Annotated in this window: 18 protein-coding genes and 2 pseudogenes; 10 read left to right on the forward strand and 10 right to left on the reverse strand. The window is 53.0% G+C overall.

Annotated features, from left to right (window positions below):
• Positions 1-260 precede the first annotated feature (260 nt).
• Positions 261-347: pseudogene (locus POG22_RS21390) on the reverse strand (IS5/IS1182 family transposase); the annotation flags it as partial.
• Between the two features lie 121 nt (positions 348-468).
• Positions 469-609 carry a hypothetical protein gene (locus POG22_RS21395; RefSeq protein ID WP_498907059.1) on the reverse strand — a complete coding sequence of 47 codons (141 nt, stop codon included), beginning with the start codon at positions 607-609 and terminating at the stop codon, positions 469-471.
• Between the two features lie 98 nt (positions 610-707).
• Here POG22_RS21395 and POG22_RS21400 point away from each other — a divergent pair, with 98 nt between their 5' ends.
• Positions 708-1,769, forward strand: a complete 1,062-nt coding sequence (locus POG22_RS21400; RefSeq protein WP_017660072.1) for an LOG family protein — start codon at positions 708-710, stop codon at positions 1,767-1,769.
• A gap of 11 nt (positions 1,770-1,780) precedes the next feature.
• On the opposite strand, the gene POG22_RS21405 is transcribed toward POG22_RS21400, so the two are convergent.
• Complete coding sequence (locus POG22_RS21405; protein WP_498907060.1) at positions 1,781-1,933, reverse strand: hypothetical protein; 153 nt, start codon at positions 1,931-1,933, stop codon at positions 1,781-1,783.
• 37 nt (positions 1,934-1,970) lie between these two features.
• Between POG22_RS21405 and POG22_RS21410 the strand changes: the two genes are divergently transcribed.
• Positions 1,971-2,513, forward strand: coding sequence for a L,D-transpeptidase (locus POG22_RS21410; RefSeq protein ID WP_498907061.1), 543 nt, complete (start codon positions 1,971-1,973; stop codon positions 2,511-2,513).
• A gap of 19 nt (positions 2,514-2,532) precedes the next feature.
• Here POG22_RS21410 and POG22_RS21415 read toward each other — a convergent pair whose 3' ends face one another.
• The 3 genes from POG22_RS21415 to POG22_RS21425 form a co-directional block, all read right to left on the reverse strand.
• Positions 2,533-3,564 (reverse strand): hypothetical protein, encoded by a 1,032-nt coding sequence (locus tag POG22_RS21415; protein ID WP_063716717.1) that lies wholly within the window; start codon positions 3,562-3,564, stop codon positions 2,533-2,535.
• 31 nt (positions 3,565-3,595) lie between these two features.
• Complete coding sequence (locus POG22_RS21420; protein ID WP_498907062.1) at positions 3,596-3,727, reverse strand: hypothetical protein; 132 nt, start codon at positions 3,725-3,727, stop codon at positions 3,596-3,598.
• Between the two features lie 109 nt (positions 3,728-3,836).
• Entirely contained in the window at positions 3,837-3,968 is a 132-nt protein-coding gene (locus POG22_RS21425) for a hypothetical protein (RefSeq protein WP_498907063.1), read from the reverse strand.
• 119 nt (positions 3,969-4,087) lie between these two features.
• On the opposite strand from POG22_RS21425, the gene POG22_RS21430 reads away from it, so the two are divergent.
• The gene (locus tag POG22_RS21430) at positions 4,088-4,228 is read left to right on the forward strand and encodes a hypothetical protein (RefSeq protein ID WP_017660068.1); all 141 of its coding nucleotides are present in this window, start codon (positions 4,088-4,090) and stop codon (positions 4,226-4,228) included.
• A 190-nt stretch (positions 4,229-4,418) separates the two neighbouring features.
• The gene (locus POG22_RS21435) at positions 4,419-5,300 is read left to right on the forward strand and encodes a tetratricopeptide repeat protein (protein WP_063716716.1); all 882 of its coding nucleotides are present in this window, start codon (positions 4,419-4,421) and stop codon (positions 5,298-5,300) included.
• 165 nt (positions 5,301-5,465) lie between these two features.
• Here POG22_RS21435 and POG22_RS21440 read toward each other — a convergent pair whose 3' ends face one another.
• Positions 5,466-5,864 carry a response regulator gene (locus tag POG22_RS21440; RefSeq protein WP_017660066.1) on the reverse strand — a complete coding sequence of 133 codons (399 nt, stop codon included), beginning with the start codon at positions 5,862-5,864 and terminating at the stop codon, positions 5,466-5,468.
• Positions 5,865-6,112: 248 nt separating this feature from the next.
• On the opposite strand from POG22_RS21440, the gene POG22_RS21445 reads away from it, so the two are divergent.
• The 4 genes from POG22_RS21445 to POG22_RS21460 all read left to right on the forward strand — a co-directional run bounded on the left by POG22_RS21445 (position 6,113) and on the right by POG22_RS21460 (position 10,242).
• Positions 6,113-6,277 carry a hypothetical protein gene (locus POG22_RS21445; RefSeq protein WP_498907064.1) on the forward strand — a complete coding sequence of 55 codons (165 nt, stop codon included), beginning with the start codon at positions 6,113-6,115 and terminating at the stop codon, positions 6,275-6,277.
• A 95-nt stretch (positions 6,278-6,372) separates the two neighbouring features.
• Positions 6,373-8,931, forward strand: coding sequence for a DNA gyrase/topoisomerase IV subunit A (gene gyrA, locus POG22_RS21450; RefSeq protein WP_498907065.1), 2,559 nt, complete (start codon positions 6,373-6,375; stop codon positions 8,929-8,931).
• Positions 8,932-9,065: 134 nt separating this feature from the next.
• Entirely contained in the window at positions 9,066-9,401 is a 336-nt protein-coding gene (locus tag POG22_RS21455; RefSeq protein ID WP_063716714.1) for a hypothetical protein, read from the forward strand.
• 88 nt (positions 9,402-9,489) lie between these two features.
• Positions 9,490-10,242, forward strand: a complete 753-nt coding sequence (locus tag POG22_RS21460) for an RsmE family RNA methyltransferase (RefSeq protein ID WP_498907066.1) — start codon at positions 9,490-9,492, stop codon at positions 10,240-10,242.
• 155 nt (positions 10,243-10,397) lie between these two features.
• Here POG22_RS21460 and POG22_RS21465 read toward each other — a convergent pair.
• Positions 10,398-10,841 (reverse strand): annotated as a pseudogene (locus tag POG22_RS21465) (helix-turn-helix domain-containing protein); the annotation flags it as partial.
• A gap of 326 nt (positions 10,842-11,167) precedes the next feature.
• Here POG22_RS21465 and stpA point away from each other — a divergent pair.
• Positions 11,168-12,469 carry a glucosylglycerol 3-phosphatase gene (stpA, locus tag POG22_RS21470; RefSeq protein WP_063716713.1) on the forward strand — a complete coding sequence of 434 codons (1,302 nt, stop codon included), beginning with the start codon at positions 11,168-11,170 and terminating at the stop codon, positions 12,467-12,469.
• A gap of 410 nt (positions 12,470-12,879) precedes the next feature.
• Here stpA and POG22_RS21475 read toward each other — a convergent pair whose 3' ends face one another.
• Positions 12,880-13,062 (reverse strand): hypothetical protein, encoded by a 183-nt coding sequence (locus tag POG22_RS21475; protein ID WP_150128434.1) that lies wholly within the window; start codon positions 13,060-13,062, stop codon positions 12,880-12,882.
• Between the two features lie 255 nt (positions 13,063-13,317).
• Positions 13,318-14,826: a hypothetical protein gene (locus tag POG22_RS21480; RefSeq protein ID WP_498907067.1), complete on the reverse strand. Its 1,509-nt coding sequence runs from the start codon at positions 14,824-14,826 to the stop codon at positions 13,318-13,320.
• Between the two features lie 151 nt (positions 14,827-14,977).
• On the opposite strand from POG22_RS21480, the gene POG22_RS21485 reads away from it, so the two are divergent.
• Positions 14,978-15,376, forward strand: coding sequence for a hypothetical protein (locus POG22_RS21485; RefSeq protein WP_498907068.1), 399 nt, complete (start codon positions 14,978-14,980; stop codon positions 15,374-15,376).
• The last annotated feature ends 129 nt before the right edge of the window (positions 15,377-15,505 follow it).

Here is a 15,505-nt window from a genome sequence, read left to right on the forward strand (position 1 = left end):
AGTTACGAGCGGAAACCGCTGCTTGGTCGAGCGACATTAACCATTCCCAGCGCGGGGTTGACTGGCAGATGAAGGTAGAGGACGCACGCTGCAAGCTGGCCTCGGTCTACCCTAAAATTAAGTTTTGACGCTGCACTAGGGCGTGTCATCAATTACATGGGTTGACAAAAGTGACTGAACGTGGAGGAGTCCTCCAGAAAGTTAAGCCAGGTGAACTACCACTCATCAATCGCCTCGCAATTGATGAGTGGTAGTTCACCTGTGACCCCAACTGTACCCGGACGACCCGGAAGCAAGTGTTCGATGCGTTGCCATTGGTCGTCTCGTAAAGCGTAGCGCCGTGTCATCCCGGTTTTGAGCTATCTTGAGTGAACGCATAGCAGGCTACACACATTTCACTCCTCTTGTCAATACCCTTAATTGATGACAGGCCCTAGAACTCAAAAGCCGTCCTTCTAGGACGGGGCTTTATACCCAGGATTTTTGGTAAGCTGTAACTCGTTGCAGTTCCTCCAGCGTTAGTTTGTGGGGGGGGCGCGCTTCGACGCGAACGCTGGCTTCAAACGAAACGACAGATAAAGATAACTGTAACACTGACGCGAGCGTCATCTCGAGGGAAGGGCGATCGCGAGGCGTCGAGTACTGAGCAATTTTTTCAAATTCTCGCGCACTCGGTAAAATAAGATACTGCGCTTCAAATACGGTTTATGGCAACACCACCTAACTCTTTCGAGACTTTGTCTGTCGAAATTTCCGATTTGATCGAGAAGCTGCCGACCCTCGAACATTGGCAGTGGATCGGTCGCTCTCTCTCGACTCTAGCGCAAATTGCCACGAAGGATACCGATCGCCTCGACTGGAAAATTTTGAGTCACTCGCTGCAAGATATGGAGCGAGGTTTGGAGATCTTTTCGACCTATCGCCACGTTCGTAAAGTCTCCATTTTCGGGTCTTCGCGCACGCCGTACGACGCCCCGGAATACTGTATCGCTCGAGAATTCGCTCGCCGTCTCGTCGAGTACGGCTTTATGGTCATTACCGGGGCCGGTGGTGGCATCATGGAAGCGGGAAACGAAGGTGCTGGAGCTGAAAAATCCTTCGGATTGAACATTCAACTTCCCTTCGAGCAAGAGTCGAATCCTTACATTAGCGGCGACGCCAAACTGATCGATTTCAAATACTTCTTCACCCGCAAGCTGTTTTTCCTCAAAGAAAGCGACGCGATCGCCCTTTTTCCCGGCGGCTTCGGCACGATGGACGAAGCGTTTGAAACGATTACGCTCAGTCAAACGGGGAAATACGGCCCGGCTCCCCTCGTCTTGATCGATCGACCCGGAGGCGATTACTGGTACGGTTGGCAGGAGTACCTCAAAAACTGCTTGTTGAAAAACGGCACGATTTCCGAAGAAGATTTGAGCTTGTACACGATCGCCGACGATGTCGAAGATGCTTGTAACGCCATTCGCCGATTTTATCGGGTATATCACTCGAGTCGTTACGTCAACGAACTGTTTGTCATTCGTTTGAAATGTCCCTTGTCTGACGAAACAGTTCGACAACTCAACGAAGAATTCAGCGATATTCTCGTCACGGGACGCATTGAAAAATCTCAAGCTCTACCGAAAGAAATTGGCGACGCAACCGAACCTCTCCCTCGGCTCGTCATGCACTTCAATCAGAAAAATTTCGGCCGCTTGCATCAAATGATTTGGCGTTTGAACGACTTAGGCTGTCAAGCCGCTAAAGAAGAACATCCCGAACAGAAATAAGCGATCGCTCCTCAAGGACATATTTCGGAAACCCCAGTGTTGTCGCGATGCTGGGGTTCTGACGTGGGATCGGACTTCTCAAGTTGCGATCGATGGGAATTCCGAGGGCGATCGCGTGTCGTTTGACCGATCGTCATAGTCAAGCCGTAACCGGTTCGTTGCAATTGCTAGAATCGAGACAGAGTCGCTCGATCGGATACCATGTCAGTCCCCACACTTCCTCGAATTTGGCAGTACAGTTCTATCGCGTTGACGCCGATCGCCATCGGTCTCGCGGCCTTGGGGTTTAGTGCGCCTGTCGAAGCGGGAAACCCGAAACTCCCCACCGCAGACACCGTCGAAGTGGCGCAGTATTACGTCGAAGACGTCATGTGGGAACTGCGACAGTCCGGGCAACGCTGGATCGAGATCGACCTCAGCGGCCAACGCCTTATCGCTTGGGAAGGCGATACTCCCGTTTACGCCGTGTACGTTTCGACGGGGACTGACGCGACCCCCACGCCAACTGGCGTCTTTGAGATTTACGTGAAATACGAATCCGCTCGGATGCAAGGGGCTGACTACGACGTTCCCGACGTGCCGTATACCATGTACTACGACGGCAATTACGCCATTCACGGCGCGTACTGGCACGATTCCTTTGGCGTTCCCGTCAGCCACGGTTGCACTAACGTCGCGGTCAACCATGCTGAATGGTTGTATTATTGGGCGTCTGTGGGAACGCCCGTCGCCGTTCACTATTAGGTCTATTCCCGCCGAGAAGCTAATCGCTGAGAATTTGTAGCCGAACGGTGTTTTCACCACTTTCATCGAGAGGAACTTCGATAACTTGTCCGGTGATGCGTTCGATGCAGGTGACGAGCGATCGCAGGTGAGGCGTACTCGCCCCCGTATCGACGTACAAGCGATCGGCGCGATCGGCCAGTCGTTTCCAAGTCGCGTACAGTTTCGTTACCGTCTGTTCGAGTTGGGCGGCTTGTTTGACCAAATCGGAGGCCACGTTCAAACAGCCAACGCGCAGGGCTTCTTCGAGTGCCATTTCCAAGTCTAAGGACGACTCTCGCAGGGTTTGGACTTGGGCGGCGGCGTCGATGTATTTAGAGAGGTTTCGGGCGTCGCTGGTCAGTTGTTTGATGCTATCGACGTCGGGATTTTCCGAGACTTCTCGTTGGATTTCTTGTTGGTAGTTTTCGGGGAGTTTTTCGAGTTCTCGGACTAACGGGGCGACGTGACGGGCGGGAAGCGAGCGATCGGCGGCTTTTTCGCGCACTTCCTCGGGTAAGAGTTCTGAGGTCATGGCCGTCCATTCGTCGGAGAGTTGTTTGACTTCCCGTCGGGTGATGCGATCGCCGTCTTGGGCGGCGCTGGCCACGAGTTGCTGGACTTCGACAGGGGAGTGGGCGGTTTCGACAAAGGCGCGTTTGCTGAAGTTGTTGATGGCGTCGGGGTTGAGTTTTCCTTCTTCGAGGAGGGTATCGGCGCTGTTGGCCAGTTCGATGAGCGAGTAGGCTTGACTTTTGCTGATGTCACGATCGCGCAACCATTTCAGAAAGCCTTTTCCGCGCCCTTCTCCGCCAATTTTTTCCCGATCGCGCACGGCTCTGAGGATGCGTCCGCGCCAAATATCAGTTTGTAAGTCGAAGCGATCGCAAACTAACCACGCGCGATCGACTTGCTGTAGGAACTCGAACTCGGGAAGGGCTTCGTCCTCCGGGTTCGGGAGGTCGAAATCCAACTCTGGCGGATTTTGCAGGGCTTCGACAATTTCGTTTTGCAATTCTGACGATTGCACCATAGCGGCGATCTCCGAAACAGCGGACGAATCCCTATGATACGGGTTTCGGGGGAAGTCGGACACGGGCGATCGCACTTTGACCGGGCGTCGTTGCGCTGAGTTCGGACGTCTCGAGGGGCGACGCTCGACTGGCAATGTCAAGAAATGCGATCGATTTTGACATTCGCGTCGGCGCGATCGACCGCCCTTGTTGAAAAACTTAGGAATTCGTCAACTTCTGTTACGAGCGCCACGGTTGACAGAATCCCGACAGGGTTCGATCGGTTGTCCTGTCAGGATTTCAAAAAAATCGGATCGATAATAATATTTGAGATCGCATCGATTCTATTTCGGTGGCGATCGCCGTCGCGATCGATTTTCGGCGATCTCAACTTGTCGCGAGAGGACTTTTCTAAATGTTGCAAAGGACTAACGAATTCAAATAATTATTGCAAACTCGCGCAAATGGTTGGGTTTATCTTTATCCTAAAGCTAGAGGAAATTATCTAATTCATTTTCAAAAAATAGAGACAAAGGGGGAACCATGAATTTCATCAAACCCGTCAAACAAGCCGCGCAATACGTCTCTGAAGCCTTCTTACGGATTTTCGGTCCGACCGACGATTCCTATCCCAACGTCGGCGTTCAACCCTTTGAAGGTCGTCCGAACAAAAAATCAGCCTAGATTGTCATCGCACTTTACCACGTAACAATTGGTAAGTGTTGTCAGAGATCTCGTTATCTCTCTACTCTTGCGGTCGTTTTGTGTCACGTTTTCGACTTCTCTCGCTCGAGAGAGGAGTCGAATTGTCGTTTTTGAAGCGATCGACTAAGCTACTAAGTAGACCTTTTTGAGAAGTTTTCGACGGGATACAGTGCCACAGCGTCATTTCTGGATTTCCTTGCTCGTCGCGGTCGGTTTGGCAGGAACGGTAGAACCTGCCCGCGGACAAGCCCTCATTCCCCATACTCTGCAACTCGATGCCGAACAGCTCGAAGAAATTGGCGTTAGCTTAATTCAGGAAGCCGATCGGTGGGCGCGGTTCCAACAGTACGAACAAGCCCTTCCCCGTGCCGAACTCGGAACGGAACTGCTCCCCGACAACGCCCAAGCGTGGGGCATTCTCGGGCATATTTACGTCAACGTCGATCGCCTCGAGGAGGGAATCGAAGCCTTAGAAACAGCGCGATCGCTCGCTCCCGAAGACGCCACCGTTCGCTTTGCTCTGGGATTGGCGCATTTCCAAGCCCAAGAGTACGATCGCGCCATCGACGAACTGAACGCCGGACTCGACCTCCAACCCGACGTACCGGGGGCGTTGTTCGACTTAGGAAATGCCTACTATATGCGCGGGGACTTCGGCGACGCCATCGAACGCTACGAAAACGCCTTCGAGCAGAACGGCGACTTTTGGCCGGCCATCAACAACGCCGGTCTCGTGCGATACGAAATGGGTCAAGTCGATCGCGCCTTAGACTTGTGGCGTCAGTCAGCGGACATCGCCCCCCGTCAAGCCGAACCCAAACTAGCGATGGCGGCGGCTCTCTACGCCCGAGGCGATGTCGAACGAGGTTTAGCCCTAGCAGAAGAAGCCTTGCAACTCGACGTGCGCTATGCTGAACTCGAGTTTCTCGAACTGAACTTGTGGGGAGATCGTCTGATCGACGCCGCACAACAGTTGTTGAGTACCCCTCGCGTGCAGGCGATCGTAGCACGAGTCGAAGAAACCACACCTCCGTTTTCCATTCAACCTTAGCCACCACTGGCTCGAAGCTCGATCGAACTGCGTTTTCAGGAGAAGTTAAGGGACTTCGTGAGAGCAGAGGGGAGAGGCAAAACGTAACTCGCCGTTTCTGCTGACGTACCCGTGACGGAAGCCGAGTTCGCGGTTGGCTGTAACGGTCTCTCCCTCTCCTCGAGATTACGATTCGGGCATCAATTCGAGAATCGTATCGACGAACTCTTGGTGATCGACGACAGGTTTAGAAATATATCCATCCGCACCACTTTCGGCTAGAAACGATTCGCGATCGCCGGCCATGGCGTGAGCAGTCACTAAAATAATCGGAAGATCGGCCGTATCGGGATCGGCTTTGAGCATTTTCGTAATCTTGATCCCGTCTACTGCTTGTCCCTGATAGACGCTGTGAGATAGCGAAACGTCCATTAAAATGATGTCAGCATCTCGGGATTTGGCAATTTGCATCACTTCGTCCACGTTTTCCGTATGCTTAACTGCCATCCCCCCTCGTTTCGTTAAAATCTTCGAGAAGACCCGCGCGTTAACTAAATCGTCCTCTACAATCAGAACGGTTTTCATTGTGTCACTAACCTATTGTGCGTAATCCTAAATTCGGAGGCGACTGTTCGACCTGCCCTCGATAGTACCCCGAAAATCCTATCAAAAATTGCCATAGGATTTTAGAACGTTTTGCCACCAACGCGCCAAGACCTCGATCTCGCATCGAGCTGAGAGCGTTCGCATCGATCGAAAAACTTGAGAAACGACGTTCGCTCGCTCTCCCAAATTGTAACGGATAGAACTGACCGATTGCGTAAATGCGATTCATGTCGATCGCCGCACTGGGCAAGAAACCCCCATCACGATACGAACTCACAACGTCGCGCCTCCGAGTCGTTGCGATCTTCGGGGTCGATCCCTCGAGTCCTGACCCCGAAAAGGATTTGGCGGGAACGGCATCCCGACGCTATGCTATGCGTCGTTACGCTTAAATATTAAACACGTCATTCAACCAGTCAGCGTTGGGGACGTTCGGGCCGATCGCCTCCGTTCCCACCCCCTGTCAGACACTGAGGAATCGAACTTCATGGCTAAGCAGTTAAACCTACTCTCTGGCGGACAGATCGTCTCCACCGCTTTGCACGCCGAGATGCAGCAATCGTATCTCGAATACGCCATGAGTGTGATCGTCGGACGCGCGTTACCAGATGTCCGCGACGGCTTGAAACCCGTTCACCGTCGAATCCTCTACGCCATGCACGAACTGGGGTTGACTCCCGATCGCCCCTACCGTAAATGCGCCCGCGTCGTCGGGGACGTCCTCGGGAAATATCACCCTCACGGCGACCAAGCGGTGTACGACGCTCTGGTTCGGATGGTGCAAAGCTTTTCGAGTCGCTATCCCCTCTTAGCCGGTCACGGAAACTTCGGTTCGATCGACAACGACCCGGCCGCTGCCATGCGATACACAGAAACGCGCCTGGCTCCCCTGGGAAACGAGGGTCTGTTAACTCATATCGGCGAAGCCACGGTTGACTTTACCAGCAACTTCGATAACTCCCAGCAAGAACCCGTCGTTCTCCCGGCGCAACTGCCGACCCTGCTGCTCAACGGTTCGTCGGGTATCGCCGTGGGCATGGCGACCAACATTCCGCCCCACAACCTCGGCGAAATCGTCGATGGATTGGTTGCTCTGATCGATCGCCCGGATTTATCCGACGAGAAGCTCTTTCAACTCATTCCCGGCCCTGACTTTCCCACCGGCGGCGAAATTATCGGTCTTAACGGCATTAAAGACGCCTATCAAACCGGACGGGGCAGCATTACCGTGCGCGGCGTGGTGCGAGTCGAAGAAATCCAAACCGGACGCACGCGGCGATCGATGCGTACCGCTCTCATCATCACCGAGTTTCCGTTCCAAGTCAGCAAATCCAGTTGGATCGAAAAACTCGCCCATCTGGTCAACCAAGGCAAAATCGACGGCATTTCCGACATTCGCGATGAAAGCGATCGCGAGGGAATTCGCGTCGTCATAGAACTCAAACGGGAAGCCAAACCCCAAAAAGTCCTCAAACAGATCTACCGTCAAACGCCCCTGCAAACCAATTTCGGCGCGATTTTACTGGCTTTGGTGGACAACCAACCCGTCCAACTCAGTCTCAGAGACGCCCTCCAGCATTTTCTCGACTTCCGCGAACGGACTCTCGTCCGTCAGTACCGCCACGAACTCGAGAAGCTCGAAGCTCGCCGACATCTGCTGTCGGGATTGCTACAAGCCCTCGATCGCCTCGATGCGGTGATCGACTTGCTGCGAAACGCTCCAGACGGTACCACAGCGAAAATGGAGTTGCAAAACCGTTTCGAGTTCAGCGAAGCCCAAGCCGGGGCGATTTTGGCGATGCCCATGCGTCGCCTAACGGGGATGGAACGACAGAACTTACAGCAGGAGTTCGACGAACTGACCCAACGGGGAGAAGTGCTGCAACGGCTTCTCGGCGATCGCCACGAATTGATGAAGTCTCTCAAAAAAGACCTGCGTGCCCTCAAACGCAAGTTCGGCGACAAACGGTTGACGCGCATCATGGACGCGGACGGAACCATTCAATCGGAAGCCCCCAAAGAGCGATCGAGCAAAACAGGCGAGAAAACCTCGACCCCCATCAGTGCTTCGATTCCCCTCGACTTGGAGCCGCAAGCCGAAGATACCGTCATCGAACTGACCCATCGCGGTTACGTGCGACGACTTTCCCCCAAAGACGCCCAAAAAACCAACGGGAACGCCGTGGAGACGCCCCAAGTGCTGGAGAACGGCGAGGATTTCACATTGCAGCAAGTGGCTACGCGCACCGATCGCGATCTGCTGATGTTGACCCACGACGGGAAAGCTTACGCCGCCAAAGCCGGAGAGATTGCCAAAGCCACGGGGCGCAACACCCGAGGACAGCCCCTCGTCAGCCTGTTACCGCCATCGGCGCAAGGCGATCCCGAGGCGATCGCCACGCAGTTGGTGTTGACAGAGGAGGTCAAACGCCAGCAGTTCGTGTTGTTGACCGATCGAGGCCGCATCAAACGCTTGCCCCTCTCGGAGTTCGAGAACCTCACCGCCCGAGGGTTGACGGTGTTGAAGTTGAAAGGAGACGACCGTTTGGACTATGTGGAGTTGACGCGAGACGACAGCGACGCCGTGGTGGCCACGACGGGCGGACGGTTGTTGCGACTTCCCATCGACGACGAACAGCTTCCCGTGTTGGGACGTACCGCCCAGGGCTATCAAGCGGTTCGCTTGCGTAAAACCGAACGCATTGCGGGGTTGAGCGTGGCCTCGGAGTCGGACGAGTTGGTGTTGGTGACGCGCCAGGGACGGATCAAACGGCTTCCGGCGAACCTGTTGCGCCAAGGGCGTCGCGGCGAAATCGGGACGCAGGCGTTGCAGTTTGCGAACAAAACCGACGAGTTGATGGGGGTTTTGCGCGTCGAAGCCGGGGCGGATTTGGTGGTGGTGACGAGTGGCGATCGCGTGGTGCGGTTTTCCCTCGATCGCTTCGAGGTCTCTGGAAAAGATGGAACGGGGGTACGTCCGCGAGTGTTGAAATCTAAAGAGACCGTTATCTCGATCGCCTTGTGCTTGCCTGTTGGGGGAGAATAGGGAGTAACCTGACTGCGAGTAGCGGCGTCGAGATCGACCTGTATGTCGCGAACGGCGATCCGTCAATCGTGGTAGATCGATAACCTATTCGAGCCATTGTCGATCTTTGCAGATTCGTTTTAGGGGAACGCGCCATGAGTGACTTTATGGATTTTTTGCGGCACAAATACGCCTATGTCGCGCGAGGAGAGTTTAAACCAGGGACTTTCGACGACGCGAAAACCTTGTTCGACCGTGCGGTGGCCACGTACCGTCAAGGGTTTGAAGGGGCGTATCTGTTACAAGAACCGGGAACCGATCGCGGTATCGCCGTGATTTTTTGGGACAACCAAGAAGACATGGAAGCCAATCACAACGAAAAACTCGAAGCGATTTTGAACGAAATGTCTCATCTGTTCGCCAAAGCTCCCGAAACCGCCTTTTACGAAGTCAGCAGCGAAATTCAGAAACACGAACCGGTCGAAGCCTAGGTTTGACGGTATTTCGAGTCAGAACCCCGGTTTTTTGAGTCGAACTGGGGTTCTGTGTTGGGAGGTTAACCGCGATAATCAAAGATGGTTGTCGCCCATCGTCAAAGCCATGCAGCGCATCGCCGTCGAACCCCAGCAAATTCTCGATCGCACTATTTATCTCAACGCCGCCCAAGAACATTATTTGAAACGCGTGTTGCGATCGAAAGTCGGCGATCGCTTCGTGGCGATGGACGGACGAGGACAGTGGTGGGAAGCCCAACTGGTGATGGACGAAGACGGTTCTCTATTGGGGGAGATCGATCGCCAACTCGACGTTTTGACCGAACTTCCCGTATCTGTGACGCTGTTCGCCGCTTTACCGAAAGGAAGCGGTTTCGACGAAGTGGTACGCCAAACCACCGAACTCGGCGTCAGTCGCATCGTTCCTGTTTTTAGCCAGCGAACTCTTCTCAATCCTAGTTCTAACAAACTCAAACGCTGGCGTCGCATCGCCACGGAAGCCGCCGAACAGTCCGAACGTCAAATCGTTCCCGAACTGAGCGAACCGCTCTCGTTTCGCGAGGCTGTAGCGGCGATCGGTGACGTTCCCGCGTATTTCTGTGTCGCTCGAGGAACGGTTCCTCATTTCCATGCTGCGTTACAGACGGCTTTGCGGGAAGTCAGCCTGCGAGACCTTTCAATTTTCGTCGGTCCCGAGGGGGGGTGGACGACAGACGAAGTTCGACAAGCCAAAGATACGGGATGTCAACTGGTTTCGTTGGGGCGTCGTGTGCTGCGGGCTGTTACCGCTCCGGTTTTCGCGTTGTCTGTCGTCGCTGCTGTCTGGGAAACGCAGTGAACGGTTCGGTTTTTGCGGGTTCACCACACCAGACACAGAGGATTTTGGGGTTTGAGTGTTTTGGCGTGGGTTCTGTAAAAACGATAAGATCCCCGGCATCTCCAAGATACCGGGAATCTGGCGATAAACTACTCAGCTATAGCAAACGATCGGAAATGTTGTTTTAATGTTTGTCTAATTGTTTCTCTAGATACGGTTTCCACATATTGCAGTTCGACCATTTTATCGGCCAACATTTGAAGCGTCCATTGGCTCTGCCCGGTGGGAGTTTCACTACAGGCTATCGCGATTAAATAGGCTTCTTTTTCTCCATCAATGATTTTTGGACGATGATTTTTTTGTTCTCGTCTGTTTAGGGCTGATTCAATCCCTTCTTCGACAAATCTTTTTCTGACCCTCTCAATGGTGGCATGACCAATATTTAAGGCTTCCCCTATTTCTCGATCTTTCCAACCTCCTCCTTTTTGATTGATGTCTGACAAGAGTAGGATGCGGGCATGATTCATTTTATAGGCTGCCGTTTTTCCTTTCTGGGTTAGTTGCTCCAGCTCATTTCTTTCTGATGGCATTAAATCAACAATATATTTTTTCTTGGGCATTTTTGGGACAACCTTTGAATTCTCCTTTTAGATTAGCTCTTTTTATTCCTCAATACAAGATTGATGGCCTATTAGTTTATGAACTCCACTTCATAAGACCCAAATTAAAAACATAATATTAAAGTAAATTTCAATAAAAAATATCTCCAACTCTAAAAAATATCGCGATTGGAAATCGTCGATCGAACTCCTTAAAATGCCCCTCTCTCGAGTCATTTCAGACAAACCCCAACGGAGCGCGACTTCACCGCCGTACGACAACCTCGTACAATTGCCTTAGTCTCGGTTGTTCTCTGTATCGCTAGAATCGCTCAAATACACTGTTCATGTTATCTCCTCACCCTTTACTTCACACCACGCCACTTTCTCTCGAAACAGACAAACTGGCTCGCCTCCTCGTCAACGTCGAGAACGTTTTGGTAATTCAAGATCTCGATGGTGTCTGTATGGGACTCGTCAAAGACCCCCTCACCCGCGTTATCGATCTCGGTTACGTCAAAGCGACGAAAACTTTTGAAGGTCACTTTTTCGTCCTCACGAACGGCGAACACGTCGGACAGCGAGGTGTCAACCGTATCGTCGAACGCGCCGCTGGAAGTGCGTCTTACGCGAGAGATGCGCGATTGTACCTTCCTGGTTTGGCCGCCGGTGGCGTTCAATGGCAAGATCGAGACGGCCAGGTTTCCCATCCCGGCGTCAGCAAAGCGGAAATGGCGTTTTTACAAACGGTTCCGCAGCGCATCGCCGATCGCCTAAAACAGTTCTGTCACGACTGTCCCGAGGCCATCGAGAGCGATCGCGTCCGATCCTCCATCGACGCCGCCGTTTTGGATAACATCGCCTCGCCGACGGCGAACCTCAATGTTTTTTACGAACAACTGCAAGATCGACCCGAAACCTACGTGGTGCTGCAACAGGCGATGCAGCAGTTGATGGAAGAACTTCTCGAAGAGGCGGCGAACAAGGGCTTGACGGATTCGTTCTTCGTTCACTACGCCCCCAACTTGGGACGAGACGATCGCGGTTTGGAAATTGTTCGCTTCGCCAAAGCAGGAGATTCGGGAACCACGGATTTTCAGTTTATGATTCGTGGGGCGATTAAAGAAGCGGGGGTTCTGGCGATTCTCAACCGCTACTACTACCGTCGCACGGGACAGTATCCCCTCGGGAAAGAGTTCAGCGTTCGCAACGCCCCCAAACGCCACGAAGATTTGTTAGAACTGGTGAAAACGCACTTCGATCCTCATCAAATGCCCGTGTTAGTGGGGATTGGCGATACGGTTAACAGTACTGTCGAACGGGATGGCGATCGCTATGTGGTTCGTCGCGGGGGGAGCGATCGCAATTTCTTACAACTGATTCAAGATATCGGACAGGTGTTTCACAAGGGTAATACGGTGGTCTATGTCGATAGCAGCGGGGGCGAGGTCAAAAACCGCAAACCGCTCAAAATCGAACAGCAAGATGAAGTGTCCGTGGTTCTCGACGGCCCTGGCGATACGCGCGATCGCGAAGATCCCCTGATTCTCAATATTGCTTTCGCGGGCGGACATCCCGAATATAGCGAGTTTTTTCAAACGATCGCCCACGCCCGCCAGGAAAAGTTACGCACCCGACTCGTTCCCTAATCGACTCTGACGGAAACAAGCCCGGACGAGGACGTCCGGGCTGAGACAACAAGCCTTAATGATATAAAACAGCCCTTTATAAAAGATCGGGCCGAATTATAATTTTGCCCTTTATCAAACGGGCTAGTTTATCACCCCGCCTTTTATATATGGGTTGGCGGGTTGTTTTCGATCTAATTTAATTAAACGATCGAATTGTGAATATTTTGTGCAGAACGTCTCGTCTCGTTGCGATCGAGACGAGATTCAAATCGCCTTACTATCTAGAATGCAGACATAGTAAGGATTTGCTATATATGTAAAGACATATGACGAAATGCGAATTTACGTATTGTCACGGAAAGATTGTTGCGTAAGATCGCCTAAGTAATTATACTGGAGCGATTGGGTTCCAGCGAATCCCCTCAAATTCAGCGATCGCCGCACTCCAAGCGAATCGCACCGTTCACGAGCGAGGTTTCCAATTCTCGCAACGCTGCCAGTTCTAAGTCGTCAAACTCTCGAGACCACAGCATCGCGTCGAGTTGACGTTCGAGTTCCGGCGTCAACTGTTTGCTGTGGAGGATTTCCAAAATAGTATCTATTACAGACACGACCGCTCTCCTTCTAAACTCGCTCCGATGTCGGTAGTTCTATTGTTCCCGAGTTTGAAAGGATCCCGTGCGATCGAAATTTCGGTTTTACGTGATTGTACGGATGTCTTTCTGTGACCTCGATCGCATCTTCAGGGAACGGGGAATCGGGAATCGGGAATCGGGAACGGGGAATAGTAGTGAAGACGGTCGATCTGTTTTTCCCAGCTCCCCTTGTCCCTCTTCACTCTTCACTGATGAAGCTCCCCTGCTCTGCTAAAACTCCTCCACTTCAGACGTGACGTCTTCCTCCGTGTCCCAAACTTCATCGACTTGAGGGTTTCCGAGCTGCAATCGATTTAACAGACGAACGCATCGCTCGAAGGTTTCGGGAGAAACGTTTTCTTGCTCTCGCAACCAGGCGATCGCGCGGGGGCGATCTTGCTGGAGTGCTAAAACTAACACCCCCCAGACGATCGCGTCCTCGTCCGTCGGATTGACCCGAACCGCCGCGTCGATGCGCCGCCACAGTCGGTTCGTATCGGCGGCGAGCATCTGTACCATCTCCGAACCGCCGTCGAGATGAGCTTCTAAGGTTTCTAACCCTTGCGTCCAACGACCGTCTAACAACGCCGCCAACACCTTTTGGTTGGGACTCGCCCAAGACGCCCGAGCTTGGGTACGCGTTACGTCTGCATGAAAGGCGATCGTATCCAATTGCGCCTGAGCGTCTGGCGTCCAGCGCGTCCCGCTCTCTTGACGAATCGACTCCAGAATCTGCTGGGCGGGAGACCACAACCCACTCCGAGCCAGTAACAGCGCGTTTTTATACGTCCGGCTGTCTAGGGCGGCTTCGTTGAGAGAAATCGGTTGTAGTTGTACCGGATTGAGGAGGAAATTTCGCGGTTGCAGGCGATACACTTCAAAATCCGGTTCGAGACCCAACGTGCGCTCGACGACGAACTCCGCCGTTCCCCCACCGGTAAAATCTTGCCAGTAGGGGAGTTGTCCGCTGGGACTGCTCCATTGCAGCATTAAGCTCAAATGATAGCGATCGCGGTTGTAGAGAAATACTTGACCGTAAGTTAGCTGTGTGTCTCCCGTCGGACGTTCGCCGATCAGGTTGAGCCATACCCCTTCTGGGGGCGCGTTTTCCGTCAATCGCTGGATGTTCGTCAGCGGAAGCGGCCGCGTCGATCCTGGGGCGACAGATTTTGCGTCCACCAACGGCGCGATCGCAAAGGATTCGGGAGGACCGCTCACGGCGACGCGATCGGCCAGATAGTAGAAGCCGCGATCGCCATTCAAACCATCGGCGACGCTGTTCTCGTTCGAGAGCCGCTGGTAAACCTGAAGCTCTACAATTTGGCGACATTGAACGTCGCAGGGAGACGGACGCTCCTTCAATACTGGAAAGAGAAGATCTCCCTCGAGCGATCCCGCCGTTAAACTCACAGGTTCGGCGGGAATCCGTCCCGACGCTCGAATACGAGTGCGAATTTCGTCGAGTGTTTGTGGTGCGTTGGAACTGTCGAGCGCGATATGCGTCCACGTCGGTAGGCGTTTTGAAAGCCAGTGGAGGCCATCGGGATCGACCATTAACTTAGTTCCCAACCAAACGCTCCCGGCGATCGCACTGGAAGCCCCCGCTAGCATTGCAGCGAGACTCAAACGCAGCCAAACGCCCTTCCACGGCGTCTCGTTGGGAGGACTCTCTCGTAGCGCTCTTCTCACGGGTTTTCGCCTCAAGGTTCCGAATTCAATGCGCCATCGATGCCGACGCATCGAAGAATTGGCGCTCTCAGGCGGGTTTACAGGGAAGGGAGCAAAGCCCACGTCTTTTAAGCGTGGGACGAACGCGTTGGAGCTTTTAAGCTCCGTAGCTGTATCGTGCCTATAGACAAGATACAATAGTATCAAAAAGTTTGATAACACCATGTACGTTATCGAAGCCAAACTATACGGACGAGGCGAACAGTTTCGAGTTATCGACGAGATGATTCGGACGGCTCAGTTTGTCCGCAACAAAATGCTTCGGTACTGGATGGACAATCGAGGCGTAGGCAAAAAAGAGTTGATGAAGTACAACACTCAACTCAGGTACGAGTTTGAGTGGTGTGCGCTCCTCAACTCAATGGCGTGTCAGGCTTCTGTGGAAAGAGCCTGGTTCGCTATTTCCCGGTTCTACGCCAATTGCAGAAATCCCGCACTCAAGAATAAGGGATACCCGAAATTCAAGAAAAATACTCGTTCCGTCGAGTACAAAACATCAGGGTGGAAACTGTCTGAGGATCGCCGTCGCATCACCTTCAGCGATAAATTTATATCTGTTTAGCGATGCTCACTCAGGTCGAAGCCTGCCAAGGCATGGCCTGGGCAACGAGGTCAATAAAGGAGTCGTCAGATTGGGCAGCCGTAGCCGCCAAGGAAGCTAAAATCTCCCAAGTGCGAGCGCCGGATTCGG

It is taken from the genome of Geitlerinema sp. CS-897 (genome assembly GCF_028368005.1).
GTDB lineage: Bacteria > Cyanobacteriota > Cyanobacteriia > Cyanobacteriales > Geitlerinemataceae > Baaleninema > Baaleninema simplex.